At 62.5% G+C, this 26016-nt stretch carries 26 protein-coding genes; 7 read left to right on the top strand and 19 right to left on the bottom strand.

The genetic code is table 11. The features are described 5' to 3' along the window. Positions 1-107: 107 nt before the first annotated feature. Both PXK07_RS06275 and PXK07_RS06270 read left to right on the top strand, forming a co-directional pair. Positions 108-1025 carry a sulfite exporter TauE/SafE family protein gene (locus PXK07_RS06275; RefSeq protein WP_274847349.1) on the top strand — a complete coding sequence of 306 codons (918 nt, stop codon included), beginning with the start codon at positions 108-110 and terminating at the stop codon, positions 1023-1025. Then, positions 1025-1804, top strand: coding sequence for a TIGR02186 family protein (locus tag PXK07_RS06270; RefSeq protein WP_274847348.1), 780 nt, complete (start codon positions 1025-1027; stop codon positions 1802-1804). Before PXK07_RS06275 ends, PXK07_RS06270 begins: the two co-directional genes overlap by 1 nt. A gap of 131 nt (positions 1805-1935) precedes the next feature. On the opposite strand, the gene PXK07_RS06265 is transcribed toward PXK07_RS06270, so the two are convergent. The 6 genes from PXK07_RS06265 to PXK07_RS06240 all read right to left on the bottom strand — a co-directional run bounded on the left by PXK07_RS06265 (position 1936) and on the right by PXK07_RS06240 (position 8975). Next, positions 1936-2676 (bottom strand): SDR family oxidoreductase, encoded by a 741-nt coding sequence (locus PXK07_RS06265; RefSeq protein ID WP_274847347.1) that lies wholly within the window; start codon positions 2674-2676, stop codon positions 1936-1938. After that, positions 2673-4208 carry an ATP-dependent DNA helicase gene (locus PXK07_RS06260; RefSeq protein ID WP_274847346.1) on the bottom strand — a complete coding sequence of 512 codons (1536 nt, stop codon included), beginning with the start codon at positions 4206-4208 and terminating at the stop codon, positions 2673-2675. Before PXK07_RS06260 ends, PXK07_RS06265 begins: the two co-directional genes overlap by 4 nt. 83 nt (positions 4209-4291) lie before the next feature. Then, positions 4292-4933: an acyl-homoserine-lactone synthase gene (locus PXK07_RS06255; protein WP_274847345.1), complete on the bottom strand. Its 642-nt coding sequence runs from the start codon at positions 4931-4933 to the stop codon at positions 4292-4294. Between the two features lie 111 nt (positions 4934-5044). Next, positions 5045-5764, bottom strand: a complete 720-nt coding sequence (locus PXK07_RS06250) for a helix-turn-helix transcriptional regulator (RefSeq protein ID WP_274847524.1) — start codon at positions 5762-5764, stop codon at positions 5045-5047. A 373-nt stretch (positions 5765-6137) separates the two neighbouring features. Continuing rightward, entirely contained in the window at positions 6138-7424 is a 1287-nt protein-coding gene (ccrA, locus tag PXK07_RS06245; protein ID WP_274847344.1) for a crotonyl-CoA carboxylase/reductase, read from the bottom strand. Between the two features lie 111 nt (positions 7425-7535). Further along, positions 7536-8975, bottom strand: a complete 1440-nt coding sequence (locus tag PXK07_RS06240; protein ID WP_274847343.1) for a 1-acyl-sn-glycerol-3-phosphate acyltransferase — start codon at positions 8973-8975, stop codon at positions 7536-7538. A 164-nt stretch (positions 8976-9139) separates the two neighbouring features. Between PXK07_RS06240 and PXK07_RS06235 the strand changes: the two genes are divergently transcribed. The 3 genes from PXK07_RS06235 (at position 9140) to deoD (ending at position 12292) form a co-directional block, all read left to right on the top strand. Next, complete coding sequence (locus tag PXK07_RS06235) at positions 9140-11116, top strand: protein meaA (RefSeq protein WP_274847342.1); 1977 nt, start codon at positions 9140-9142, stop codon at positions 11114-11116. 129 nt (positions 11117-11245) lie between these two features. Further along, on the top strand, positions 11246-11563 hold the full coding sequence (locus tag PXK07_RS06230) for an H-NS histone family protein (protein WP_274847341.1): 318 nt from the start codon (positions 11246-11248) through the stop codon (positions 11561-11563). Between the two features lie 24 nt (positions 11564-11587). After that, positions 11588-12292, top strand: a complete 705-nt coding sequence (deoD, locus tag PXK07_RS06225; RefSeq protein WP_274847340.1) for a purine-nucleoside phosphorylase — start codon at positions 11588-11590, stop codon at positions 12290-12292. Between the two features lie 178 nt (positions 12293-12470). On the opposite strand, the gene PXK07_RS06220 is transcribed toward deoD, so the two are convergent. The 12 genes from PXK07_RS06220 to PXK07_RS06165 form a co-directional block, all read right to left on the bottom strand. Further along, positions 12471-13328 carry an urea carboxylase-associated family protein gene (locus tag PXK07_RS06220; RefSeq protein WP_274847339.1) on the bottom strand — a complete coding sequence of 286 codons (858 nt, stop codon included), beginning with the start codon at positions 13326-13328 and terminating at the stop codon, positions 12471-12473. Between the two features lie 181 nt (positions 13329-13509). Further along, positions 13510-14691, bottom strand: a complete 1182-nt coding sequence (locus tag PXK07_RS06215; protein ID WP_274847338.1) for a type III PLP-dependent enzyme — start codon at positions 14689-14691, stop codon at positions 13510-13512. A 653-nt stretch (positions 14692-15344) separates the two neighbouring features. Then, entirely contained in the window at positions 15345-15509 is a 165-nt protein-coding gene (locus PXK07_RS06210) for a hypothetical protein (RefSeq protein ID WP_274847337.1), read from the bottom strand. A gap of 194 nt (positions 15510-15703) precedes the next feature. Then, positions 15704-16483, bottom strand: a complete 780-nt coding sequence (locus tag PXK07_RS06205; RefSeq protein ID WP_274847336.1) for a succinate dehydrogenase iron-sulfur subunit — start codon at positions 16481-16483, stop codon at positions 15704-15706. Positions 16484-16633: 150 nt separating this feature from the next. Continuing rightward, complete coding sequence (locus tag PXK07_RS06200; RefSeq protein ID WP_274847335.1) at positions 16634-17512, bottom strand: hypothetical protein; 879 nt, start codon at positions 17510-17512, stop codon at positions 16634-16636. Between the two features lie 2 nt (positions 17513-17514). Further along, complete coding sequence (sdhA, locus tag PXK07_RS06195) at positions 17515-19323, bottom strand: succinate dehydrogenase flavoprotein subunit (protein ID WP_274847334.1); 1809 nt, start codon at positions 19321-19323, stop codon at positions 17515-17517. A gap of 38 nt (positions 19324-19361) precedes the next feature. After that, the gene (sdhD, locus tag PXK07_RS06190) at positions 19362-19733 is read right to left on the bottom strand and encodes a succinate dehydrogenase, hydrophobic membrane anchor protein (protein ID WP_274847333.1); all 372 of its coding nucleotides are present in this window, start codon (positions 19731-19733) and stop codon (positions 19362-19364) included. A gap of 10 nt (positions 19734-19743) precedes the next feature. Then, entirely contained in the window at positions 19744-20133 is a 390-nt protein-coding gene (gene sdhC / locus PXK07_RS06185) for a succinate dehydrogenase, cytochrome b556 subunit (RefSeq protein WP_274847332.1), read from the bottom strand. A 287-nt stretch (positions 20134-20420) separates the two neighbouring features. Then, positions 20421-21467 (bottom strand): MaoC family dehydratase, encoded by a 1047-nt coding sequence (locus PXK07_RS06180; protein ID WP_274847331.1) that lies wholly within the window; start codon positions 21465-21467, stop codon positions 20421-20423. Further along, complete coding sequence (locus PXK07_RS06175; protein WP_065272517.1) at positions 21467-21670, bottom strand: DUF1737 domain-containing protein; 204 nt, start codon at positions 21668-21670, stop codon at positions 21467-21469. The genes PXK07_RS06180 and PXK07_RS06175 overlap by 1 nt, the downstream gene beginning before the upstream one ends. 7 nt (positions 21671-21677) lie before the next feature. Next, positions 21678-22226 (bottom strand): NnrU family protein, encoded by a 549-nt coding sequence (locus tag PXK07_RS06170; RefSeq protein ID WP_274847330.1) that lies wholly within the window; start codon positions 22224-22226, stop codon positions 21678-21680. Positions 22227-22263: 37 nt separating this feature from the next. Continuing rightward, entirely contained in the window at positions 22264-23118 is an 855-nt protein-coding gene (locus tag PXK07_RS06165) for an HpcH/HpaI aldolase/citrate lyase family protein (protein ID WP_274847329.1), read from the bottom strand. A 431-nt stretch (positions 23119-23549) separates the two neighbouring features. On the opposite strand from PXK07_RS06165, the gene PXK07_RS06160 reads away from it, so the two are divergent. Further along, complete coding sequence (locus PXK07_RS06160) at positions 23550-23864, top strand: hypothetical protein (RefSeq protein ID WP_274847328.1); 315 nt, start codon at positions 23550-23552, stop codon at positions 23862-23864. A gap of 72 nt (positions 23865-23936) precedes the next feature. Here the strand turns inward: PXK07_RS06160 and PXK07_RS06155 are convergent, their stop codons facing one another. Next, complete coding sequence (locus PXK07_RS06155) at positions 23937-24728, bottom strand: sulfite exporter TauE/SafE family protein (RefSeq protein ID WP_274847523.1); 792 nt, start codon at positions 24726-24728, stop codon at positions 23937-23939. A gap of 160 nt (positions 24729-24888) precedes the next feature. Here PXK07_RS06155 and mdh point away from each other — a divergent pair, with 160 nt between their 5' ends. After that, complete coding sequence (gene mdh / locus PXK07_RS06150; RefSeq protein ID WP_274847327.1) at positions 24889-25851, top strand: malate dehydrogenase; 963 nt, start codon at positions 24889-24891, stop codon at positions 25849-25851. Positions 25852-26016: the final 165 nt, after the last annotated feature.

Genomic DNA, 26016 nt, shown 5'->3' with positions numbered 1-26016 from the left:
TCTGCAGCTGTCGCCATAGGTCCAGATTGATCCGGAATATCGATCCTCTATGCTGCGGGGCGGCATCGCCAGTTGATTTTGCCGCGGCAAAGCGCTCTAACTGATTCATGCAGATCTACCTTCCCATCGCCGAGGTTTCGGTCAACGCCTTCCTGCTTCTGGGACTCGGGGGCATGGTAGGCATTCTTTCCGGCATGTTCGGCGTGGGCGGCGGCTTTCTGATGACGCCCTTGCTGTTCTTCATCGGTATCCCCCCCGCCGTGGCCGTCGCGACCGAGGCAAACCAGATCGTCGCCTCTTCCTTTTCCGGAGTGCTGGCCCATTTCCGAAGGCGCACCGTCGACATCAAGATGGGACTTGTCTTGCAGGCGGGCGGGTTGATCGGCGCGGCCCTTGGTGTCGTGGTCTTCAACCACCTGAAACAGCTCGGCCAGGTCGATCTTCTGGTCAAGCTCTGCTACGTGGTCTTCCTTGGTGTCGTCGGCGGGCTGATGTTCGTCGAAAGCCTCAATGCCCTGCGCAAATCCCGAAAACCGGGCGGCGCACCGGTGCGGCGCCAGCGCGGCTGGGTCCATGCGCTGCCCTTCAAGATGCGCTTTCGCACCTCCGGCCTTTATATCTCGGTGATCCCGCCGATCATGGTCGGGGTCGCGGTCGGCATCCTCGCTGCGATCATGGGAGTTGGCGGCGGTTTCATCATGGTTCCGGCAATGATCTACATCCTCGGCATGCCGACCAAGGTCGTGGTCGGCACCTCGCTGTTCCAGATCATCCTTGTGACCGGTTTCACCACCATGCTGCATGCCACCACCAACTACACGGTGGATATCGTGCTGGCCGTGCTCCTGCTGGTGGGCGGCGTCATCGGCGCCCAGATCGGCACCCGCATCGGCACCTATCTCAAGGCCGAACAGCTGCGCATCCTTCTGGCCATCATGGTGCTGGCGGTCTGCGGCAAGCTGGGCCTGGATCTTCTCATCATGCCGGACGAGCTGTTCTCGCTCGGCGTGGCAGGAGGGCATTGATGCGCCGTCTGCTTCCCCTCCTGCTCTGCACCCTGTTCGGCGCAACGGCGCTTTCCGCCGCCGACGCGCGCGAAGAGGTCGTCCTTGGCCTCAGCCAGAACCGGGTCGCGATCACCGCCGATTTCGATGGCTCAGAGATCCTCGTCTTCGGCGCGGTGAAACGCGAGACACCCATTCCCGACAGTGCGCCGCTGGAGGTGGTGGTGACCGTCTCCGGCCCCTCTTCCCCCGTCACCGTGCGCCGTAAGGAAAAGAAGCTCGGCATCTGGGTCAATGCCGACAGCGTGCTGGTGGACTCAGCCCCCAGCTTCTACGCGGTCGCCACCAGCGGCCCCTTTGATGCGGTGCTCAGCGATACCGAGGACCTGCGCCACCGGGTGTCCGTCGAACGCGCGATCCGCTCGGTCGGGGCGGCGATGAACATCCGCGACGCCCAGGAGTTTGCCGATGCCGTGGTGCGGATCCGCCAGGACGAAGGGCTCTATTCCCTGCGCCCCGAAACCGTCAGCGTGGATCAGCAGACCCTGTTCCGCACCGCCATCGACATGCCCGCGAACCTGACCGAAGGCGCCTATACCACCCGCGTCCTGCTGACCCGTGGCGGCGAAGTGGTCTCGACCTATGAGACAGAGATCGACGTGCGCAAGGTCGGGCTGGAGCGGTTCCTCTATGCGCTGTCGCGCGAACAACCCTTTATCTACGGCATCATGTCGCTGGTGATCGCCGTCCTCGCAGGCTGGGGCGCCTCGGCGGCCTTCCAGCTCTTGCGCGAACGATAGGCTTCGCCCCCTCCCGCATGCACCGCGCCGCGCGCGGTGCCGGGCCCAACGGGATGAGAGCTGCGTTAGCAGCTTGAAGACGGGCGGGAGTGCGCCGCCTTTCCACCCCAGCCCGCCCCTCAGTTCGACCCTCAGCCGCGGCCGATATAGGGCATCTTGGTGGCCATCACCGTCATGAACTGCACGTTGGCCTCCAACGGCAGATCCGCCATGTGAAAGACCGACCGTGCCGCATCCTCCACCGCGAAGGTCTGCATCGCCTCGCCTTCGGGGTTGGCCATGGAGTGACGATGGCTCAGGTCCTCCACCATCGGCGTGCGCGCGTTGCCGATGTCGATCTGGCCGCAGGCGATGTCAAAGGGCCGCCCGTCGAGTGACAGGCTGCGGGTGAGGCCGGTGATCGCGGCCTTGGTCGCCGCATAGGGCACGGATCCGGGGCGCGGCACATGGGCGGCGATGGATCCGTTGTTGATGATCCGCCCGCCCTGCGGCGACTGGTGCCGCATCTGGCGGAAGGCGGCCCGTGCGGCCAGGAACATGCCGGTGAGGTTCACATTCACCGCGGCATGCCAGTCTTCCAGCGCGATCTCGTCAATGGTGCCGGGGGGCGTGAAAATGCCCGCATTGTTGAATAGCACATCCAGACGCCCCGCCTGCATGGCAAAGCTGTTCACCGCGTGATCCACCGCCGTGGCATCGGCCACATCGGCGGGCAGCACATAGGCGCGGTCATGGCCCAGCGCCACATCGGCCAGCTTGTCGGCCCGACGTGCGAGCAGGCCCACGGACCAGCCCTGGCTCAGGAACAACTCTGCCACCGCCTTGCCAATGCCCGAGCTTGCGCCGGTGATCAGGATCGTCTTTCGGCTCATATCGTCGCCTCCTCCTCTGCCTCAAGTGTCAGGGCCGCCACCGGGGCGGCGCGCAGATCATCCACGCGCAGCGGCCCCGAAGGTTTGGCCAGCCGGTTGCGCACCACCCAGATCAGCCGCTCCTGCGCGCGGGTGATCGCCACATAGGCGAGCCGCTTCCACAGGGGCTGACCGGCCTCGACGCGGCCCATGCGGGCGGCGGCATAGATGTCCGGGGCAAAGACCTGCGCGGTTTCCCACTGCGACCCTTGCGCCTTGTGAATGGTCACCGCAGCCCCATGCAGGAAGGTCGCCCCCATGCGGGCGGCATAGGGGATAAACGGCTCTTCCTCGTCCGGTTTCTCGATCTTCACGATGGAGGCGGCCGAGACCTGCGGATCCTCGGCGCCCATCACGTGCAGGCGCGAGAAACCCGGTTTGCGGCCGGGGCCGAGGTAGATCACCTGCGCCCCCTTGATCAGACCGCGCGCCTCAAGGTCCAGCCGTTTCTTGCGGTGTTTCAGCGGCAGTTCGATGCCGTCGCAGATCAGCGGCTCGCCTTCGATCAGAGCGTCCTCGGGCGCGCCATGGACCGAGCGAAAGGCGTTGATCAGGCGGATGCGGGTCGCGTTGCGCCAGACCAGCACCGGAGAGCGCGCCATCAGGTCCACCTCCACCCGCTGCCCCCAGACCACGCGGGGGTCACGGCGGGCCACGTCCTCGACCATGCGTTCAAAGTCTTCAAATCCCAGCTGCGGGTCCGCCAGCGCATGGGCCAGATCCAGGATCGGGTTGTCCGCCTCCTGCCGGTGGATACGGTTCAAAACCAGCTTGCGCGGCTCGGGCAGGCCGTCAAAGACCATGGCACCGGACTGGTTCACCGGCGCCAGCTGGGCCGGATCGCCAAACAGCAAAAGGGTCGGAAAGATCTCTTTCAGATCCTCGAACTGGCGGTCATCCAGCATCGAGGCCTCATCCACGAAACCGACATCCAGGGGTTCCTCGCGGCGTTTCCAGCCGGTGATGAAATCCGAGCCGCGCAGGCCTGCGGCCGCCAGGGCGCCGGGGATCGATTTGTTACGCTCGTAAAAGGCGGCAGCGCGGGCCAGGGCCTCGGGCGTGAGGCCCTCGATCTCGGGCTCATCGCCATTGCCCGCCAGCCATTCGGCAATGCGTTCAAATTCGGGATCATAGACGGGGGTATAGAGGATCCGGTGGATCGTGGTTGCTGGCACGCCGCGCAATCGCAGCACGCTTGCGGCCTTGTTGGTGGGCGCCAGGATCGCCAGGGTCCGCTTGCCGCTTTTCTTGCGGCTTTCGTAATCGCCCGAGACCACCTCGACACCGGCCTGTTCCAGCGCCTTGTAGAGTTCGGCCAGAAGCAGAGTCTTGCCCGATCCCGCCTTGCCGATGACCGCCATGACTCCGGCGTCGCCCCGTGGCGGATGCAACAAGCCATCGTCCAGATCCACTCCGGCCTGACGCAAAAGCTCGGCCACGCTGTCATAGGCGGAGGCCTGGTCATCGGAGAATTGGATAGGCGGCTGTGTCATGCCGCGACCCTACATCCCAAGGGTCGGCTGCACCAGCGGCAACCGACCCAGGAACAAGCAGGGATACTGATACAGGCGGGACCTCAGCCGGTCATCGCCATCGGTGTTACCGGGCCGGATTCGCCAAAGGCCCGGTCGAACCACAGGCGCGACAGTTCCGGCGCAATCCCGGCGCGCTTGGCCACCACCTCGTAGCTTTCCGGCGTGAACTCCCACAGGCCGACGCTGATCTGGTCGCGGCCTTCGCCTTCGCTGCCCAGGACCTCGGGGCTGGAGCCGATGGCACGATAGATCCGGATCATCCGCTTGTCGAAGACACCGACGAAATGGCGCACCCCGAAGTTGCGCATCAGCTCGCCGCCGCCCAGCATCAGGGCCCCGGCCACCTTGGACGGCGCATTGCGTGACAGGCAGAAGCGGGTGCATTCCCAGATCAGCGGGCTGACGACCGGGCAGTCGCCCGTCAGATGGCCGAAGATCTCGTTCACCATCACCCGCCCGGTGGTGGGCAGAAACCGCATGGAGCCACCGTGGCTGCCATCGGGCATCTCCCAGATCACATAGAGTGGATCCAGCGCGTCATACTGGTCGCGCTCCTCACCATTGGCATCCACATTGACCTCCCACCCCAACCGGGTGCGGAACTGGTCGGCACGATCCGTGAACATGGAGTGGGCCAGTTCCGGGTGTTTGTGAAGATCATGTCCGTAGATATAGCGCAGCATTTGCATTGTCCCCTTTAGCTTGAAATGCAGGACCAGACTACGCGTTTAGGTCAGCATGCCAAAGAGTTTAGATAAATTTTAGAGGCAAGATTCCGCTTATTTTTCAGCTACTTAAACGACAATCAGGCCGCAGCTGAGCGCCCTCGCAATCGCATGCGTGGTGTTCAGCGCGCCAAGCTTAAAACGTGCACTTTCAATGTAGACACGCAAAGTATGTTCGGAAATTGACAAGGTTTGTGCGACCTGCGCACGACTGTAGCCAATGGCCAGCAGCGTCAGTGCATCAATTTCACGCGGCGATAGGGTTTGTGCTTTTTCTGGTCCGCGATCCGGTTCGAACTCCAGCGCCTTGCGGTTGAAGTAATGCGCCATGAGAATCAGTTCGCGGCTGTGGTCGTCGGTAAATTCAGCCCATTCTTCATCCTCGCAGTTGTGATTTACGGTAAACAGCGCGAACTGGCCGTTGGGACCGCGAATCGGGATCGAGTACCCCTGATTCCCGACGCCATGCGCCAGTGCATCCTTGAGGAAAATGCGCGCTGATCTTGTGGACCAGTCCAGCCGCTTCCAATCGACCGGATGGAACCTCTGGTAGCAGCCGATGATGACCGGATCGGTGCGCAGGTAGCCCTGTTCGAGATAGCGCTGGACCCAGACATCGTCGTAGGTGCCGACGCCATATTGCTCGCCGGCGCTGTCGACCCAGTGATAGACGATATGATCGATCCCGAAGGCATCGCGCACGCGTTCGGTGATCTGTTGCAGACCCTCATGTGTCGTGGTGGCATCCAGATCCTCCAGAATGCCGTCCAGATCTACCTTCTTCGCCATAAGATCGCGCACCGTTGTCGTCAGTCTGAGGAGAAATCTCCGCATAAGCGACATCCCAAGCTGTATCCAGCTGGTCGCTCAGCCCCCTCAAACCTTTTGCAGCGGCAACCTCCCTCAGGTCAACGAGAACGTCCAAAATCCATTCATTTTCTCCCATTGCGGCCCCCTGAGGCTTTCCAAGTGATGACCGCATCGTAATTTCATAACAAAAACACGCATATTCGCGGGTTCATCTTCCCCCAAAATGGGGAGGCCCGCGCCTGTAACAGATTGAATTGTCTATATTTGATGTTTCAACATGAAAAAAGGAGCGAACCATTGGAAATGATTCGCTCCTTCAAATGTCACCGATTCGACCGTTGGTCGGCCGGGCTTATTTGCCCGCGTCGAGGACCTCGCCCAGGGTGCGCATGCCGGTTTTCGGCGCCTGCACCAGCACCGACATATTGCCCGGCAGGTGTTCGTTGCGCAGCATTTTCATGTGGGCTTCGGGCAGGTCGTTCCAGGTAAAGACCTCGGACATGCAGGGATCAAGGCGACGCTCGACCATCAGCTTGTTGGCCGCCGAAGCCTGCTTCAGGTGGGCAAAGTGCGAACCCTGCAGACGCTTCTGGTGCATCCACATGTAACGCACGTCAAAGGTCAGGTTGTAGCCGGTGGTGCCGGCGCAGATCACGACCATGCCGCCCTTTTTCACCACGAAGGTGGAGACCGGGAAGGTGGATTCACCGGGGTGTTCGAAGACCATGTCCACGTTCACGCCCTTGCCGGTGATGTCCCAGATCGCCTTACCGAACTTGCGGGCTTCCTTGAACCACTCGTTGTATTCCGGGGTGTTCACCGTGGGCAGCTGGCCCCAGCAGTTGAAGTCCTTGCGGTTCAACACGCCCTTGGCACCCAGGCCCATCACGAAGTCGCGCTTGCTCTCGTCCGAGATCACGCCAATGGCGTTGGCGCCGGCGGTGTTGATCAGCTGGATCGCATAGGAGCCGAGGCCGCCGGAGGCGCCCCAGACCAGAACGTTCTGGCCCGGCTTCAGGTCATGCGGCTCGTGGCCGAACAGCATCCGGTAGGCGGTCGCCAGCGTCAGCGTGTAACAGGCGCTTTCTTCCCAGGTCAGGTGCTTGGGGCGCGGCATCAGCTGCTGAGCCTGCACATTGGTGAACTGAGCAAAGGAGCCATCGGGGGTCTCATAGCCCCAGATGCGCTGGCTGGGGGAGTACATCGGATCGCCACCGTTGCATTCCTCGTCGTCGCCATCGTCCTGGTTGCAGTGGACCACAACCTCGTCGCCCACTTTCCAGCGGGTCACCTTGGAGCCCACCGCCCAGACGATGCCCGAGGCATCGGAACCGGCGATGTGATAGGGGGCCTTGTGGCCGTCAAAGGGCGAGATCGGCTTGCCCAGGGAGGCCCAGACGCCGTTGTAGTTCACACCGGCGGCCATCACCAGCACCAGCACCTCGTGGCTGTCCAGCTCGGGCACGTCCACCACTTCCTCGACCATGGCGGTGTTCGGCTCGCCGTGGCGCTCCTTGCGGATGGTCCAGGCGTACATTTTCTTGGGGACGAAGCCCATCGGGGGGATTTCGCCCATCTCATAGAGATCCTTCTCGGGCGCCTCGTAGGACATAACGTCGGTCTGCGTGTCCAGAGCCATGATGGCCTCCTTCGTATGAAACATTTCGCCGCAATGCAGAATCGCGGGCCTTTCTAGGAGATAGAAATGTGAGGGTAATAATGCAACCCCATTTGAGGTTGTTTTGAAATTTTATGACCTCGCGGATGCAGAATGCCCGTTAGCATCCGCAGCATTTGTCGGCAAAGAGGCCGCCGGAACCAGGTGCCGGATGGAGTTGGCGTAGTAGATCAGCAGGTCCCGTTTGGCGGGCACGGGCAGGTAGTACCCCCGCTCGAGCTGCACCAGGCCACGCTGGAGGAGCAGCCGCAGCGCCGCTTCCACCGCATAGGCCAGGCTGTGGCGCGGCAGATGCACATGCGCCATCGGCATCCGCTCCAGCAAGGCGCCCAGCCGGTGCTCCAGCGCGCTGCGCGACATCGCCCCTTCGGACAGCAGCAGCCAGGCTACCGCGGGTACCGGCAGGACCGGCACGATCTCCCCGATCCGCCCCATCAGCTCCTGCGACAGGGGCGCGGGCAAATCATCGGCCCCCTGCCCTTCGACCGGTTGCGCGGCAGTGAACTCCGCCAGGCTCAGCGGGCGGCCAAAGTTCACCGCCGCATAGCCAAAGCGGTGATAGCGGCCGGTCACCCACAGCCACAGCTGCCGCAGCATCCGCGCCATGATGACCCCGATGCGGGCCTTGAACCGGCGTTCTCCGGCGCGCCCGGCAGAGGTCAGGATCTTGTCCTCCAGCACCCAATCATAGTTCAGCCCCACCGGGATGAAGATCACATCGCGGCTGGGACCTGCCGCGTCCTTGGCCGCGACGATGTATTTCAACAGCCCCATGCGCGGCTCGGCCAGCGCCCCGTCTAGGCTCAACCCCCCTTCGGGGAACAGGGCCTGGGTGGCGCCGCCCTGCGTGGCCAGGCGCACATAGGTGGCCAGCACCCGGCGATAGAGTTCGTTGCGGGATTTGCGCCGGATGAAATAGGCGCCCATGGCCCGGATCAGCCGCGACAGGGGCCAGACCCGCGCCCACTCCCCCACCGCATAGGACAGGGCCGAGCGCCGCGCCGCCAGATAGGTGATCAGCACGTAGTCCATATTGCTGCGGTGGTTCATCACGAAGACCAGCGTCGCCTCCGGGTCGATCCGGCGCAGGGCCTCTTCATCCTGATGACCCAGCCGCACCCGGTAGATCGCGTTGGACAGCCAGCGCGTGACGCGAATGGCAAAGCTGAAATAGGTGAAGGCGGAAAAGGAGGGCACGATCTCGCGCGCATAGCGGCGCGCCTCCTCAAAGGCGACATTATCAGGAATACCCTGGGCCGCCGCGTGATCGGCCACCGCCTGCGCCACCTGCGGATCGTAGATCAGCCGCTGGATCATGTCATAGCGCCGCGCCAGCCGGAACGGCTCAATCGGGCGCTCCAGCCGCCGGTTGAGCCGTGCCACCGCCCGCTCTAGCCGCCGCCGGAAGAACCAGCGCACCGAGGGGAACAGGAAATGCGAGGCAAAGGTGACCGCCGCAAAGAGCAGGATCAGCACGAAGAGCCAGAGCGGGATCTCGACGGTCGCGGTCATGGGATGACTGTGGCAGCAAAGCGGGTTTACGGCAATTGTGACGCAGGATCAGAGCCACCCGCGCGCCTTCGCCGCGTTGCAGCGAATTGACATGGGTTTATTATTCCGCTTTACATCGCCGCAGCGAAATAAAATTACCCATCTCAGAATCGTGAGGCCCGCCCATGTCGCAGACGCAGAATGACCGCAAAGCCGACCGTCCCTGGCTGATCCGCACCTATGCCGGCCACTCCACCGCCGAGGCCTCCAACGCGCTTTACCGCTCGAACCTGGCCAAGGGTCAGACCGGCCTGTCGGTCGCCTTCGACCTGCCGACCCAGACCGGCTATGACAGCGACCACGTGCTGGCGCGCGGCGAAGTCGGCAAGGTGGGCGTGCCCGTCTGCCACCTGGGTGACATGCGCACCCTGTTCGACCAGATCCCGCTGGAGCAGATGAACACCTCGATGACGATCAACGCGACCGCGCCCTGGCTCTTGTCGCTTTATATCGCCGTGGCCGAGGAACAGGGCGCCGATGTCAGCAAGCTGCAGGGCACCGTTCAGAACGACCTGATCAAGGAATATCTGAGCCGCGGCACCTATATCTGCCCGCCCAAACCCAGCCTGAAGATGATCGCGGATGTGGCCGAATACTGCTACACCAACGTGCCCAAGTGGAACCCGATGAACGTCTGTTCCTACCACCTGCAGGAAGCCGGTGCGACGCCCGAGCAGGAACTGGCCTTTGCCCTGGCCACCGCGCAGGCGGTTCTGGACGAGCTGCGCCCGCGCATTGCGCCCGAAGATTTCCCGGCGCTGGTGGGGCGGATCTCCTTCTTTGTGAACGCGGGCATCCGCTTTGTCACCGAGATGTGCAAGATGCGCGCCTTTGTCGATCTCTGGGATGAGATCTGCGAGAAACGCTATGGTGTGGACAACCCGAAATTCCGCCGCTTCCGCTATGGCGTGCAGGTGAACTCCCTCGGCCTGACCGAGCAGCAGCCGGAAAACAACGTCTACCGGATCCTGATCGAGATGCTGGCGGTGACGCTCTCAAAAAAGGCCCGCGCCCGCGCGGTGCAGCTGCCTGCCTGGAACGAAGCCCTGGGTCTGCCCCGCCCCTGGGACCAGCAATGGTCCATGCGCATGCAGCAGATCCTCGCCTATGAAACCGACCTTCTGGAATACGAAGACCTGTTCGACGGCAACCCGGCAGTGGACCGCAAGGTCGAAGAGCTGAAGGAAGGCGCCCGCGCCGAACTGGCGAACCTTGACAGCATGGGCGGCGCCGTGGCCTCCATTGAATACATGAAATCGCGCCTGGTGGATTCCAACGCCGAGCGCCTGAACCGCATCGAGCGCAACGAGACCGTCGTGGTCGGCGTCAACCGCTGGACCGAAGGTGAGCCCTCGCCGCTGCAGACCGAGGATGGCGGCATCATGGTTGTCGACCCGGCGGTGGAACAGCAACAGATCGGTCGCCTGAACGACTGGCGCGCCCAGCGGGACAATGCGGCAGTCCAGGCCGCCCTGGCCGCCCTGCGCAAGGCCGCCGAAGAGGGCAGCAATATCATGGAGCCCTCGATCGCGGCGGCCAAGGCAGGCGTCACCACCGGCGAATGGGCCGAGGAGATGCGCCGGGTGCATGGCACCTATCGCGGACCGACCGGCGTGTCCGGCTCGCCCTCGAACAAGACCGAAGGGCTGGATGATCTGCGCGATGCGGTCAACGCGGTCAGCGATCAGCTGGGACGGCGCCTGAAATTCGTCGTCGGCAAGCCGGGCCTTGATGGGCATTCGAATGGCGCCGAACAGATCGCCTTCCGCGCCCGCGACTGCGGCATGGACATCACCTATGACGGCATCCGCATGACCCCGCAGGAACTGGTGGATCAGGCCAAGAAGGACGACGCCCATATCGTCGGCCTGTCGATCCTGTCGGGCAGCCACCTGCCCCTGGTCGAAGACATGATGAACCTGATGCGCGATGCGGGCCTTGGCCACATCCCGGTGGTGGTGGGGGGAATCATTCCCGATGACGACGCCGCGCGGCTAAAGGAAATGGGCGTTGCCCGTGTCTATACGCCGAAGGATTTTGAGCTGAATACAATTATGGGAGATATTGTGGAACTCGCCAAACCTCCGGCGATTGCGTCGTAAAGGCGAAATCACAGTATTTTTCCCGCAGGTCAAAATTCCCCCTAATACTTTTGGGTGAAAGCTTGCATATTCCAGTATCGGGGTCGCGCGGAGAATTCCGCGTGACCCATAATGCACCGGAGTATCAAAATGAGCATTGACCTATCTTCCATGTCCCGCAGTGAACTCGTTCAGCTAAAGGCGGACGTTGAAACTGCAATTAAATCAGCCGAAGTGCGCGAGCGTCAGGAAGCCCTGAAAGCCGCCGAAGAAGCAGCCGCCAAATTCGGCTTCTCGCTGGAAGAAATTGCCGGTGCAGCCCGCAGCGGCGCAAAAAAGCAAAAAGCGGCCGCAAAATATCGCAATCCCAACAATCCGGAAGAAACCTGGAGCGGCCGCGGACGCAAACCTCATTGGGTTCATGCAGCCTTGACCGCCGGCATGGATATTTCCGATCTGGAAATCTGATCAGTCTCAGATTGGAATGGGATCATGACAATTCATATTGGTGCCGAAAAGGGCGATATTGCCGAAACGGTTTTGATGCCCGGCGATCCATATCGAGCCAAATGGGCCGCAGAGACCTTTTTACAAGACGCACGACTTGTAAATAACGTGCGCGGCATGCTCGGGTTTACTGGCCACTGGAAAGGCAATCCGGTCACCATTCAGGGCAGTGGCATGGGAATGCCGTCGCTTTCCATTTATGCCAATGAATTGATCCGTGATTTCGGGGCAAAAACCCTGATCCGGATTGGCTCCTGTGGCGGCATGCAGAAAAGCGTTGCGGTCCGTGATGTGATCCTTGCCATGACGGCCACGACTGCAGGCTCCCCCTCGGCCAGCATCTTCAAGGAGGTGAATTTCGCCCCCTGCGCTGACTGGTCCTTGCTCCAGGCCGCCGCCGAGGCCGCTGGCTTGCGCGATGTCACCACCCATGTGGGCGGCATCTATTCCTCCGACACCTTTTATGACGAACGCCCCGATCTCAATGAACAGATGGTGCGTCACGGCATCCTGGGCGTCGAAATGGAGGCGGCCGAGCTTTACACCCTCGCCGCCCGCTATGGCTGCCGCGCCCTGGCGGTGCTGACCGTCTCGGATCACCTGCAGACCGGCGAGGCCCTGCCCGCTGACCAGCGGGAACGCAGCTTTGGCGACATGGTGGAGATCGCTCTGGAAGCCGCCTTCAGCTGAACCAGCGCTGATAGCTGAAACAAGACCGGGCAGTGGAAACCTCCGCTGCCCGTTTTCATGTCCATCCCACAAGCGGTGACACAGCGCGCCGCAGGCGCGCTGCCGGGCCCAAGGCTCTGTGCCGCCCCTTCTAGGGGCGGGCGCACAGGCGCGGGAGCCTCCACGCTATCGTCCGCCCCTATCGTCCGTGACTGCGATCGTAGCCGTTGACGGCGGGGCTCTGCCAAGGGTCAAGCGCATCGGGGGCAGGCGCAAAGACCTCCACCAGCAGCGGATAACACGCTGCCGCGTCGCTGGAGTGCTCCGCCGAACAATCCCCGCCCGGACAGGCGCTCAGCGCACCCAAAAGATCGATCTCGGCAAAGAACTCCAGATAATCACCGGGGCGCACCGGGCTGGCCTTCATGAAATACTGGCCGGTATCGCGGGTGAAGCCCGTGCACATGAAGACGTTGAGCACGTCATGCACATGAGCTTCGGCCTCTTTGAGGCTCAGGCCCCTATGGTCCGCCAATGCGCGCGTCAGGTTGGAGTGGCAGCACTGGTGATACTGGCTGCCTGCCAGCAGGTTGCCGGTGTAGGGATCGCAGCGGGTGCCGATCACATCGTGGACCGACCCGCCAAATTCATCCATGCCGTACCAGCCCAGCGTATCCTCGGTGATGGTGGCCATCGGGCGCAGATACGGAAAGCTGGTCCACATGCGCTCGCCGGTGCTCAGATGGGTGCCATGCAGCGCGCGGCTCTTGCCGGAATAGAAGCGTTCGGACAGGTCATTGCGGTTCCACAGGTTCAGATCACCCACCTGCGGCCCTTCGACCGAGGAGATGCGGAAGAAATGTCCGGCGGGCACCTCGAAACAGGCCGCATCCCGGGGCGGTACCAGCACCTCGCCGATCTTCGTGGCCCCCTGCCGCGCCGCCCGGTACAGCGCCAGGTCCGGCACTGGCAGGGTCTCGTTCGGATAGCAGATCACCGGTTTGACGGCCCTGCGCTCTGCCGCGTCTGCCGGGGTGGGATGGTGGGGGTGCGTCATGGCAGCAACCTGTCCTTCTGTTTCAGGGTCGGGTGAGAGGGTCGTCCCCGAAAAGGCCAAATAGGAAAAGAGACCACATAAAGAGACCGACGCTGTTATCGGCGCAAGCAAATGCGCAAAGGCGTCCGGGCACAAGTCCCGAACGCCTTTGCTGTCATCAAAATCTGCTGAGCGGATCTGCTCAGATCACCACCACATCCAGCGGCGGGAAGCCGTTGAAGCCGACCGAGGAATAGGTCGAGGTATAGGCGCCACAGGCGTGGATCACCACGCGGTCCCCAGCCTTCAGGCCCAGAGGCAGCTGGTAGGGGTGTTTTTCATAAAGCACATCGGCGCTGTCGCAGGAGGGACCGGCCAGCACGCAAGCGCCGGTGGGCTCGTGGTCGCGCTCTGTGGTGATACGGTAGCGGATCGCCTCGTCCATGGTTTCCGCAAGGCCCGAGAATTTGCCGATATCGAGGAAAACCCAGCGGTGCAGGTCATCCGCGTGCTTTTTCGAAACCAGCAGAACCTCGGCCACGATCGCGCCTGCCTCGGCCACCAGGCCGCGGCCCGGCTCGGCCATGACTTCGGCGGCATCGGGGAAACGGGCATTGACCTGCGCCATCACCGCGCGGGCATAATCGGTCGGGCCCATCACGGTATTGACATAGGAGGCCGGGAAGCCGCCGCCGATGTTCAACAGGCGCATGGTGTGACCGGCATCCTTGGCGGCCTGCCAGACGGTCTGGACCTGATCCAGCGTCACGCCCCAGGTCATCGGATCGCGGGTCTGCGAGCCGACGTGGAACGAGAGGCCATCGGCCACCAGTCCCAGATCGCGGGCGCGGTCCATCAGGGTGAGGGCCATATCCGGGGTGCAGCCAAACTTGCGGCTGAGCGGCCAGTCGGCGCCGGTGGCATTGACCAGCAAGCGGATGCAGACATGGGCACCGGGGGCGTGTTCGGCCAGTTTCTCCAGCTCTTCCATCGCATCCGCGGCAAAATGGCGGATGCCGATCTCATAGGCAAAGGCGATGTCGGCGGGGCGTTTGATGGTGTTGCCAAAGGTGATCTGATGCGGCGCGGCACCGGCGGCCAGGCACATTTCGATCTCGGCACGGCTGGCGGCATCGAAGTTGGACCCCGCACGCACGAGGCGACGCAGCAGGGCGGCTTCGGGGTTGGCTTTCACCGCATAGTGGATGCGGGCGCGGCCCAGACCGGCGGCCAGCGCCTGGTACTGGCGCGCCACGGCGGCGCCGTCGACCACCAGGGTCGGACGTGCGAAAGCGGTGTTCGCGATATACTCGATGTGGCGTGCTGCAGGTACGACTTCACAACCGCGGGCGATTTGCCCGGTTACGTATGCGTTCATGGTCATCTCCAAAAGACCCGGCCATCTATGACCGCTCACTTCAATCAGAGACGTTACCGTCGCTACGTAACCCTAGGGCTGTTAGCCCTTTCGACAGAGGCGCGTGCGTTGGCGTCTTATTCGCGCATATCGGGCAAAGTTTTGAGTCGTGCAAGAGGTTTTCTGCGCCGGGCCTCATTTTTCTGGCCATGGCAAACAGGGGGCAAAACGGGGAAGGGACAAAACGGGAGCTCCCGCGCCTGCCTGGGTGCATCAAAGATGCCCCCGTCCGCCTTGGGCCCAGCGCCGCGCTTTGCGCGGCGCCACGCCCAACCGCGACCGGCAGCCTGTGGCTGTCAGGGAGTGGGCCGGAGCGCCCCCGTCAGCGATACAGCCAGAGCAACTCTCAGCGCCCGCCCCTGCGTGATCCAGCAGGGTTCAGACAGTGACGTGGCTGCGCCTCGCCAGGCTGCACGGCGCCACAGGAGGTGCAGCGCCACTGGCCCTTGCTGCGCTCGGCGCGCCAACGGCAATGGCGCGTCAGGGTGGATGTACTGCGGCGCCAGATGAAATAGGCAAGAACACCCGCCAAGAGGAGCAAAAGAAGCAGAGGCATAGGCGCTGTCTAGCCGCAACGCGCATGCCTATCAATGGCTGGATACCGACCCGGCTACCCGGTGTCAGGCCGCCTGGTAATAAGGGGCATAGCCGAGAACCGGCTGTTCCTCCTGCCTCTGCGGCAGCGGTGTCGGCGTGTAATAGGCCCAGGCCTGTTCAAGATCCTTCAGGGCGGCAGCGGCCTTGTCCTGGGATGGCTTGGCGGTGTGATCGACAGAATGTGTCATGGAAACATGTCCTTGTCTTCAGGATGTTTCCTCCCTGCCGCCGAAGATAGGCGCGCCGCAGCGCAATGTGCAGCATGCATTTCTGCAGTCTCGCCATGCAGGAAATGCAAGCCTGGCCACATCGTGCAAAAGAAAACCGCCCCGAAGGCAACCCTCCGAGGCGGCATTGGTCCTGTCAGGCCATCAGGCCGGGATCAGACCACGCGTTCCACCATCATATGCTTGATATGGGCAATCGCCTTGGCGGGGTTCAGACCCTTCGGGCAGGTCTTGGCGCAGTTCATGATCGTATGGCAGCGGTAAAGCTTGAAGGGATCCTCCAGCTGATCCAGGCGCTCGCCGGTGGCCTCGTCGCGGCTGTCGATGATCCAGCGGTAGGCGTGCAGCAGGGCGGCGGGGCCGAGGTAGCGATCGCCGTTCCACCAGTAGCTCGGGCAGGAGGTGGAGCAGCTGGCGCACATCACGCATTCATAGAGACCGTCCAGTTTCTTGCGGTCCTCGATGGACTGCTTCCACTCTTTCGCGGGGCGGTTGGTCTTGGTTTCCAGCCAGGGCATGATCGAGGCATGCTGGGCATAGAAATGCGTGAGGTCCGGAATAAGGTCTTTCACCACCGGCATATGCGGCAGCGGGTAGATCTTCACATCGCCCTTCACCTCATCGAGGCCATAGATACAGGCCAGCGTGTTGATCCCGTCGATGTTCATCGCGCAGGAACCACAGATGCCTTCGCGGCAGGAGCGGCGGAAGGTCAGCGTGGGATCGATCTCGTTCTTGATCTTGATCAGCGCGTCCAGAACCATGGGACCGCATTTGTCCATGTCCAGGAAATAGGTGTCCACCTGCGGGTTCTTGCCGTCATCCGGGTTCCAGCGATAGATCTGGAACTTGCGGACATTGGTTGCGCCTTCAGGCTTGGGCCACGTCTTACCCGTGGTGATCTTGGAGTTTTTCGGAAGTGCGAATTCGACCATAGATCTGTCTCCTTGCTTAGCCGCCCATCGTCAGGGACCAAAGCGGTGCCTGCAGACAGGAGATCGGATGAACCGGCTTGAGGCGGGTGCCCTGCCGGAAAGCGAGTGCGGCGCCGAAACCGGCGCCTGGGTTCAAGGGTGCGGGGGCCATCATGCCAGCCCTCCGCGCATCATCGGGGTTTCGGATGCCACACGCGCCAGCAGCGCCGCATCACTTGGGAACAGCCGCGACAGCCGGTCGGTCAGCGCGGTATCGCGCGCGGCCAGGTGCAGGACGGACTGGTATTCCGCATCCTCCGCCATCTGGCGCCAGCGTTGATCGGTCTGAAGATCCTCGGCGCCCTTGGCATCCTTCTGGAAGGAAGAGCCGCCGCCATAGCGCTGCACCGTGCCAAGGCCGTTGTCCTGAACCTCAAGGCCCAGCTCCTCAAGCAGATCCGCGCGATAGGCCTCCTCCCGGCACCAGCGATCATAGGAAATGCAGGTAACCGCAAGATCCTTTGCCAGTTCCACCATGCCCAACAGGCGGGTGTAGGTGTCCATTGCGCGCAGCAAGATAGCGTTGCGGCGCACCAGGCTGTAGCTGGGGTTGCCTTGCATCTTCTTCAGAAGCGAGGCCGACCAGTTGAGGAAGCTGCGATAGATCAGCACGTTGCGGCTCAGGAGGCTCTCATCGAAGCCGCCGGACACCTGTTGGTCTCCGGTGAATTCCGCGGGCGATGTATCCTCGTAGGACATCACCAGAAGCGCGCCGTCACCGGCCGCGCCCGCCACCGAAGCCATATCCCGCAGCGCCTTGTGCTGGGGGGCGTGGGCGCCATTGACCTCGATCCCGCGAAAGCTGCGCAAGGGATCCTGGCCCGGCTTGCAGTTGTTGAGGAAGACCGAGCGCCCACCGGGGGCATTGCGCTGCAGCCAGCCCACGATGGCATGGTTGCCCGAGCGGCGCATGCCGAACAGGCGCAGGGCAACACCGGGCACGAAGCCCAGTGGTTGCCATGCGGTCTGTTCGATATGCGCTGTGGCCATGCTCAGAAGGTCCGCGCCTTGGGCGCGATACGCTTGAGGCTGATACCGCCCTCGTCCTCGGTGGTGAGCGGATCGACGATCACCGGACGATAGCTGAGGTCCACCTTGTTGCCCTCGACGCGGGCGACCGAGTGGACGCGCCAGTTTTCGTCGTCACGGGCAGTGAAATCCTCATGCGCATGGGCGCCACGGCTTTCCTTGCGGGCCTCGGCGCCGACGATGGTGGCCAGCGCGTTCGGCATCAGGTTGGTGAGCTCCAGCGTCTCCATCAGGTCGGAGTTCCACACCAGCGAGCGGTCGGTGACCTTGAGATCGCCCATCTTGGCGGCGATCGCGGTCATCTTCTCGACGCCCTCGGCCATGGTTTCCGAGGTCCGGAACACGGCGGCATCGGCCTGCATGGTGCGCTGCATTTCCAGACGCAGATCGGCGGTCGGAATGCCGCCATTTGCGTTGCGCAGCCCGTCAAAGCGATCGAACGCCTTGTCGATCTGGGACTGGTTCAGCTCGGGGTTGGGGGTCTCGGGGTTCACAACCTTGCCCGCGCGGATTGCAGCGGCGCGGCCGAACACCACGAGGTCAATGAGCGAGTTCGATCCCAGACGGTTGGCACCGTGTACCGAGGCACAGCCCGCTTCGCCCACGGCCATCAGACCCGGCACCACGGCGGTGGGATCCTCGGCGGTTGGGTTCAGCACTTCGCCCCAGTAGTTGGTGGGAATGCCGCCCATGTTGTAGTGCACCGTGGGCAGAACCGGGATCGGCTCCTTGGTGACATCCACACCGGCAAAGATCTTGGCGCTTTCCGAGATGCCCGGCAGGCGTTCGGCCAGGGCTTCGGGCGGCAAGTGGGAAAGGTTCAGGTGAATGTGGTCACCATGTTCACCCACACCGCGGCCCTCGCGGATCTCCATGGTCATGGAGCGCGAGACATAGTCACGCGGGGCGAGGTCCTTGTACTGGGGCGCATAGCGCTCCATGAAGCGTTCGCCTTCGGAGTTGGTGAGATACCCCCCTTCGCCGCGCGCGCCTTCGGTGATCAGGCAGCCCGAGCCATAGATACCGGTCGGGTGGAACTGCACAAACTCCATGTCCTGCAGAGGCAGGCCCGCACGGGCCACCATGCCGCCACCGTCGCCGGTGCAGGTATGGGCCGAGGTGGCGCTGAAATAGGCACGGCCATAGCCGCCGGTGGCCAGCACGACCATCTTGGCGTTGAAGACATGCATGGTGCCGTCGTCGAGCTTCCAGCAGACAACGCCCTGGCACTGCCCGTCTTCGGACATGATCAGGTCGATGGCGAAATACTCGATGTAGAACTCAGCGTTGTTCTTGAGGCTCTGACCATAAAGCGTGTGCAGGATGGCGTGGCCGGTCCGGTCGGCGGCAGCACAGGTCCGCTGCACGGCGGGGCCTTCACCGAATTCGGTGGTGTGGCCGCCAAAGGGACGCTGGTAGATCTTGCCTTCTTCGGTCCGGGAGAAAGGCACGCCATAGTGTTCCAGCTCGTAAACCGCCTTGGGCGCTTCGCGGGCCAGATATTCCATCGCGTCGGTGTCACCCAGCCAGTCCGAGCCCTTGACGGTGTCATACATGTGCCACTGCCAGTGGTCCGGTCCCATGTTGCTGAGCGAGGCGGCAATACCGCCCTGTGCCGCAACCGTGTGGGAGCGGGTCGGGAAAACCTTGGTCACGCAGGCGGTGCGCAGACCCTGTTCGGCCATGCCGAGGGTGGCGCGCAGACCGGCGCCGCCGGCGCCCACAACCACGACATCATATTCGTGGGTTTCATATTCATATGCTGCTGTCATTGTTCTTGTTCCTTACCGCGCAGGTTCACAGGGCCGGTTCACAGGGCCAGCTTGACGAGGGCAAAAAGGCTCGCCGCGATCAGCGTGAAGGCAAAGGCCTTGACCGCCACCAGGGTCAGCTTGCCCTTGGTGCCGTGCACATAGTCCTCGATCGCTTCCTGCGCTTCGCACATCAGGTGGTAGATCCCCACAACCAGCGCCAATCCCATGACGATGGCCGGGAAGGGACGGCTGAAATAGGCCAGGACCTCTTCGTAGGAGCCGCCAAGCCCCATGCCGAAGGTGATGACGAACAGCGGCACCAGCACCACCATGATGATGGAGCGGACCATCATCTGCCAATGTTGCTGGGTTCCACTTCCCCCGGAGCCCAACCCCTGGGCCCGCTTGCGGTCGGTCAGATAACGCATGGCTGTCTCCTTACACCACGAGCACGGTAATGATGGTCAGAACGGTGGCGCCGACGAACATGCCGATGCCGAGCTTCTCGGCCACCTTGACCTCAAGGCAATGGCCGAAATCCCAGATCACGTGACGCAGGCGGCCCAGCGTGTGATACCAAAGCGCCCAGGTCGCCCCCAGCAGCACCAGATCTCCGAACCAGCTGGTCAGCACCGCATTGGCGATGGCAAAATACTCGGCCGAGGTCGCGGCAGCCACCAGCCACCAGACCACCAGAAGCGCCACGCCCAGAACCGCGAGGCCTGAGATGCGCACCATGATCGAGGAGATGGAGGTGAGTTGAGGCCGGTAATACGGCCCAATCATAAAGGGCGAAAGCGGGCGATTGCCCCGATTGACATCGGCCATGTTGGCTCCTTTCCGGTTAGCTGACCACGTTTTACCGGTTTTTTGCGCGCTGTCACGCAAAGGAGCGGTAAAAATCGCGCCATATTTTCACTGCGGTGCAGAAAAGACGAGAATTGTGATCACGGCGGTCAGTTAAGTGATCACAAAACCTTCACTTGCCACAAAAGGCGCAGAATCACTGCGCCGCACAGCTCTGTCCGCTTTGGCGCCACTCTGACCGCATTGCCCCAATCACAGCCTGACCGGCGCCCTCCCAGACATCCTGGAAAGGCGCCAGAGGTGGCCTGTTACTTGGGCATCAGGGCCCAGTAATCGAGGTCCAGCAGAACCTCGGGCAGGTATTTGCCATCCTCACCCTTCAGCGCGAAGGGCGCGCCGCCGCTGGTCGCGACCAGACGCAGGCGGATGGCGCCGACGCCGGGGGCCTCGGTATCGGCCTTGTCCAGCACCTCGGACCAGGCGCGGATGGTGGTGCCCGACAGGCAGGGGTTGGCATGCGCCCCGCCATTGAGGCCGACGATCATCTGCGCATTGGCCAGACCGTTGAAGGACAGTGCCCGCGCCATCGAGATCACATGGCCGCCATAGATCAGCCGGGTGCCATCGGGGCGCGCGGTGGCGTCGAAATGCACCTTGGCGGTGTTCTGCCACAGGCGGGTGGCCAGCATATGCTCGGCCTCTTCCACGGTGACGCCATCGACGTGGTCGATGGTCTCGCCCACCTCGTAATCGCCCCAGCGGTGGCCCTCACCGGCGAGGGTGAAATCGTAATTGCTGAAATCGAGACCGCCGGGGATCTTCAGATCCGAAGCCGGGATCACCTTGCTGAGTTCGGGGATCACGGTTTCGGGCGCAGGCGCATCGAGGTTGTTCTTGCGCACCATCACCCAGCGCACGTATTCCATCACGACCTCGTCGTTCTGGTTCAGCCCGCGGGTGCGCACATAGACCACGCCCGATTTGCCGTTGGAGTTCTGCTTGACCCCGATCACCTCGGATTCCGAACGCAGCGTGTCGCCCTCGTAGACCGGCAACAGCCAGCGCCCCTCGGCATAGCCGAGGTTGGCGACCGCATTCAGCGAGATATCCGGCACCGTCTTGCCGAAGACGATATGAAAGGCCGCCAGATCATCGATGGGCGAGCCGGGCAGACCACAGCTGCGCGCAAATTCATCCGAGGAATAGAGCGCATTGCGGGCCGGATAGAGCGCGTGATACATCGCCCGTTCCCCGCCCGAAACGGTGCGCGGCACCGCGTGGGCGATCACATCCCCCACCTTGTAGTCTTCGAAAAAACGCCCCGGATTGGTTTTTGCAGCTGTGGTCTTGGCCATCAGTGCTCTCCTAGTTTTGTGTCAGGTGTATAGGTGCCCTCCACCTCTTTCACAACGGATTGACCGCAGCGCATGATGCCCTTGACCGGGTCAAAGGTCTGGGTGGGGGAGCCATAAAGCTCCCATCCCTTGTTCAGCGCATCGGTCACCTTGTGACAAAAGGCGGAAGTGTCGTCTTCGCTCAGGAAGCGGTAGAGTTTCATGGCTCAGTTACCCCGGAAATGGTGAGGGGCCGATCAGCCCGTGGATATAGCCGATCACTGCCAAGAGCACGATCGAGGCGACAAAGAACATGCCATCCTTGGCGATGCTGCCCTTGGGCCCCGGAGTCCAGTCCGGTTCGGCGCGGTTGATCACGATTTTCTCCACGATCGACCAGGCCCAGAGCCCGCCAAAGAGCACGAAAGAGGCCGGATCCCAGTTGACCAGCAGGTGGGCAATCGCCCAGAGGCCAAAACCGGTGAGCATCGGGTGGCGCATCTTGTAAAAGAGCGCGCCCTTGCTGGGTCCGGGGCTGGTGAAGTAGAGCGCAAGCAAGATCAGGAGATTGTTGATATGCTGGAAGAACGGGGGGTAGATCCCCAAGTCATAGCTTTCAGCCGAACGATAGCCGATCACCATCAACACGATGCTGACAACCAGAGCAACGGCGACAATGCCCTTGCCCTTGTCGCCCAGGGATGCGCGCGCACCGGGGGCGATGCGCTTGAACAGATGCGCAGCCCACCACAGTAGGATGCCTAGGACCAAAAGTGCCATATCAGTCTCCGATCAAGGTGTTAAACGTGGTTAACACCTAGGCCGAAATGGCTGCGATTGCATCCGCTTTTGCAAGAATTTCCCGCGCGGTGGCGACGTGCAGGTTCTCGACGATCTTGCCATCGACAACCGCAACGCCCTGCCCCGAGGCCTCGACCTCTTCAAAGGCGGTGATCTGGCGGCGGGCGAGATCAATCTCGGCCTCCGACGGCGCATAGGCGGTGTTGGTCACATCGACCTGCGCCGGGTGGATCAGGGTCTTGCCGTCAAAGCCCATGTCACGGCCCTGATCGCATTCCACCTTCAGGCCCTCGTCATCCTTGAAGGCATTGTAGACGCCATCGACGATGATCTTGCCCTCTGCCTTGGCGGCCAGCAGGCACAGGCCGAGGCCGGCCATCATCGGCAGGCGATCGGGGCGGAAGCGGGTCTGCAGCTCCTTGGCCAGATCGTTGGTGCCCATCACCATGCCCTGCAATTTCGGGTGCGCCGCGATCTCACTCGCGTTCAGCATGCCGCGCGGGGTTTCCATCATCGCCCAGAGCGGCTTGTCACCGGTGATTTCAGCCAGCGCGTCCAGATCGGCGGGGGAGGAAACCTTTGGCAGAAGGATCGCATCGCAGTCCATCTTGGCAGCGGCTTCGGCATCGGCGCGGCCCCATGGGGTGTCCAGCCCGTTGATCCGCACGATGCGCACGCGGGCGCCATAGCCGCCCGTCGCCAGCGCCTCCGCCAGGGTGTCGCGCGCATTGTCCTTTTCCTCGAGCGACACCGCGTCCTCCAGGTCAAAGATCACCGCGTCCACCGGCAGGGAACGCGCCTTGTCCAGCGCGCGCGGCTTTGAGCCGGGGATGTACAATACCGAACGATAGGGGCGGGTACGCGGGTCCATCTGAAGTCTCCAAGTCATTTTGTTGCGCAAACCGGTACAGATTCGAATAGATACTTTCAAGATAATTCCCGCCGCAGCGCAGAAACGCCTGCATTTCGCGCAAAAATCGCAAAATCCCCACAAAGAACCACTTGAAATCTGAAGCGAATCGTGAATGCACACCAGATTAACCAGTTGTCAGCACCTCTTTGGCAGAGTTTTTCTATCGCGCAGCCGGTCCGGGACACAGCAGATCCCTCCATGATCCGCCTGCCCGGGGGCCAGGACGGTCCGCACAGAACGCCGCAAGCCACAGGTGCTGCGGCACTCCTCTGGGCCAAAGGCCCGCATAACGATTACGTCACGCAAAACCGGCCCAGTGTTAGGGACTTCGGAGGAAGGCAGCTTGTTGCCTCCTTCCCTGTCAGGCCGTTCGGGAAAGGGTAAAACCCATGAAGAAGACGATGTTCAAAACAGCAGCAGGCCTGGCCGTTCTGGTCCTGACCGCAACCAGCTCCTTTGCACAGGGCCGCAACTGCGCCCCGCGCGAGGTGGTCGTGGAACGACTGGCCGAGAAATACGGCGAAAGCCGCCAGAGCATTGGTCTGGGCGGCCAGGGCATGGTGATGGAGACCTTTGCCTCTCCCGAATCCGGCACCTGGACCATCACCGTCACGATGCCGAACGGGCTGACCTGCCTGATGGCCTCGGGCCAGTCGTATGAGGTTCTGGCCGAAGCCCTGCCCAACACCGACAACGACGCCTGATCCCGGATCCCTACTCGGGGCTGTGTGTGCATCCCATGGATCGGACCGCCTGATGTGCGGCCCGCTCCGGGGTCACGCCAGCCCGTCCCAGATCAGCTTGGCACCGGTCACGGTCAACAGCACATAGGCGATGGCGAAAAACACGCCTTCGGGGATGTGGTGGTGCAGCCGGACCCCGGCCCATGTGCCAAACAGCGCAAATGGCGCCAGCATCAGCCCAAGTGTCAGCGTTTCGGCACTGAACAGGCCAAGGCTCGCATAGGGAACTGCCTTGGCAAGGTTGAGCACCCAGAACACCAGGACCGTGGTCGCCTGGTATTCGGTCTTGGCCCGCCCCCGGCTGAGCAGATAGACCGCCACCGGCGGCCCGCCCGCGTGGCTGACAAAACTGGTGAAACCGGCAGTCGCCCCTGCGCTCAGCCCGGTGATCCGCCTGGTGATCCGCCTGGCAATTCCCCTGCCCGATCCCCGCATGTGTGGATCTGACCTTGCCACCCAGCCGAACCGGGCACGCAGCTGCCAGATCACAAATGCGACAGAAAGACCGCCGATCAACAGCCGCATTGCATCGCCGTCGATGGCCGAAAACAGCCAGGCCCCCAGGGCAACCCCCGGCAGCCCGCCCAGGATCAGCAGCAGCGCATCGCCTCCATTCCAGCGCCGCCAATAGGGTTTGAGCGCTGCGACATCGATCAACATCAACAGCGGCAACATCAGCGCAAGCGCCTGACCCGGCTCGACAATCAGCGCCAGAATCGAAACGCCGGCAAAGGCCGCGCCCGAGCCGAAGCCCCCCTTCGACACCCCGGCAAAGACCACCGCAGGCACCGCAAAGGCAAAAAACACCGGACCGGCCTCCAGGATCTGCACGGCAAGGAACTCCCTTATTTCAAAACCATTTAGCCGAAGGCCTCAAAAGGCGGCAAGCGGCGCAAAACCCGTGCCGCAGCGCAGAACACTTGCGCGAAGCAGCGTTAAGGCTTAGGCATCGCTGCAAATTCAACCGGACCGGAGAGATTTCCCCATGGCACGACCCAAAATCGCCCTTATCGGCGCAGGTCAGATCGGTGGCACCCTTGCCCATCTTGCAGCTCTGAAAGAACTCGGCGACGTCGTTCTGTTCGACATTGCCGAAGGCACCCCGGAAGGCAAGGCGCTGGACATCGCAGAATCCGGCCCCTCCGAAGGTTTTGACGCCTCGCTGAAAGGCACCCAGAGCTACGCCGATATCGCGGGCGCAGACGTCTGCATCGTGACCGCAGGCGTGCCGCGCAAGCCCGGCATGAGCCGCGATGACCTGCTGGGCATCAACCTGAAAGTCATGAAATCCGTTGGCGAAGGCATCCGCGACAACGCCCCCGACGCCTTCGTGATCTGCATCACCAACCCGCTGGACGCGATGGTCTGGGCGCTGCAGAAATTCTCGGGCCTGCCCGCGCACAAGGTATGCGGCATGGCCGGCGTTCTGGACTCCGCCCGCTTCCGCCACTTCCTGGCCGAAGAATTCCAGGTCTCCATGAAAGACGTCACCGCCTTCGTTCTGGGCGGCCACGGCGACACCATGGTGCCGTCGGTGCGCTACTCCACCGTTGCCGGTATCCCGCTGCCCGACCTGGTCGAGATGGGCTGGACCACGCAAGAGAAAATGGACGCCATCGTTCAGCGCACCCGTGACGGCGGCGCCGAGATCGTGGGCCTGCTGAAAACCGGCTCCGCCTTCTACGCCCCGGCGACCTCGGCGATCGAAATGGCCGAAGCCTACCTCAAGGACCAGAAGCGCGTCCTGCCCTGCGCCGCCTATTGCGACGGCGACCTCGGCGTCAAAGACATGTATGTGGGCGTACCCACCGTGATCGGCGCTGGCGGCATCGAGAAGATCGTCAACATCAAGCTGAACAAAGCCGAGCAGGAGATGTTCGACACCTCCGTCAAGGCCGTTCAGGGCCTGGTCGAAGCCTGCAAGGGCATCGACGCCTCGCTGGCGTAAGATCAGCCCCAAGCGATTTCCAAAAGGGTCCGGTTCTCCGGGCCCTTTTTCTTTGGGGGTGTCAGCAGGTCGTGTTGGTCAGCTATGCGGAGAGGCTGTGTGGAAACTGGCTGGTGTTGCCCAGCTTTCCCCGAGTTTGGGTCTTGGAGCGTGATTTGCCAATCG

Origin of the sequence: Phaeobacter sp. QD34_24 (assembly GCF_028890115.1) — a bacterium.
Lineage (GTDB): Bacteria > Pseudomonadota > Alphaproteobacteria > Rhodobacterales > Rhodobacteraceae > Phycobacter.
The sequence above is the reverse complement of the archived record's forward strand: the minus strand, read 5'-3'. Positions and strand labels throughout refer to the sequence as shown.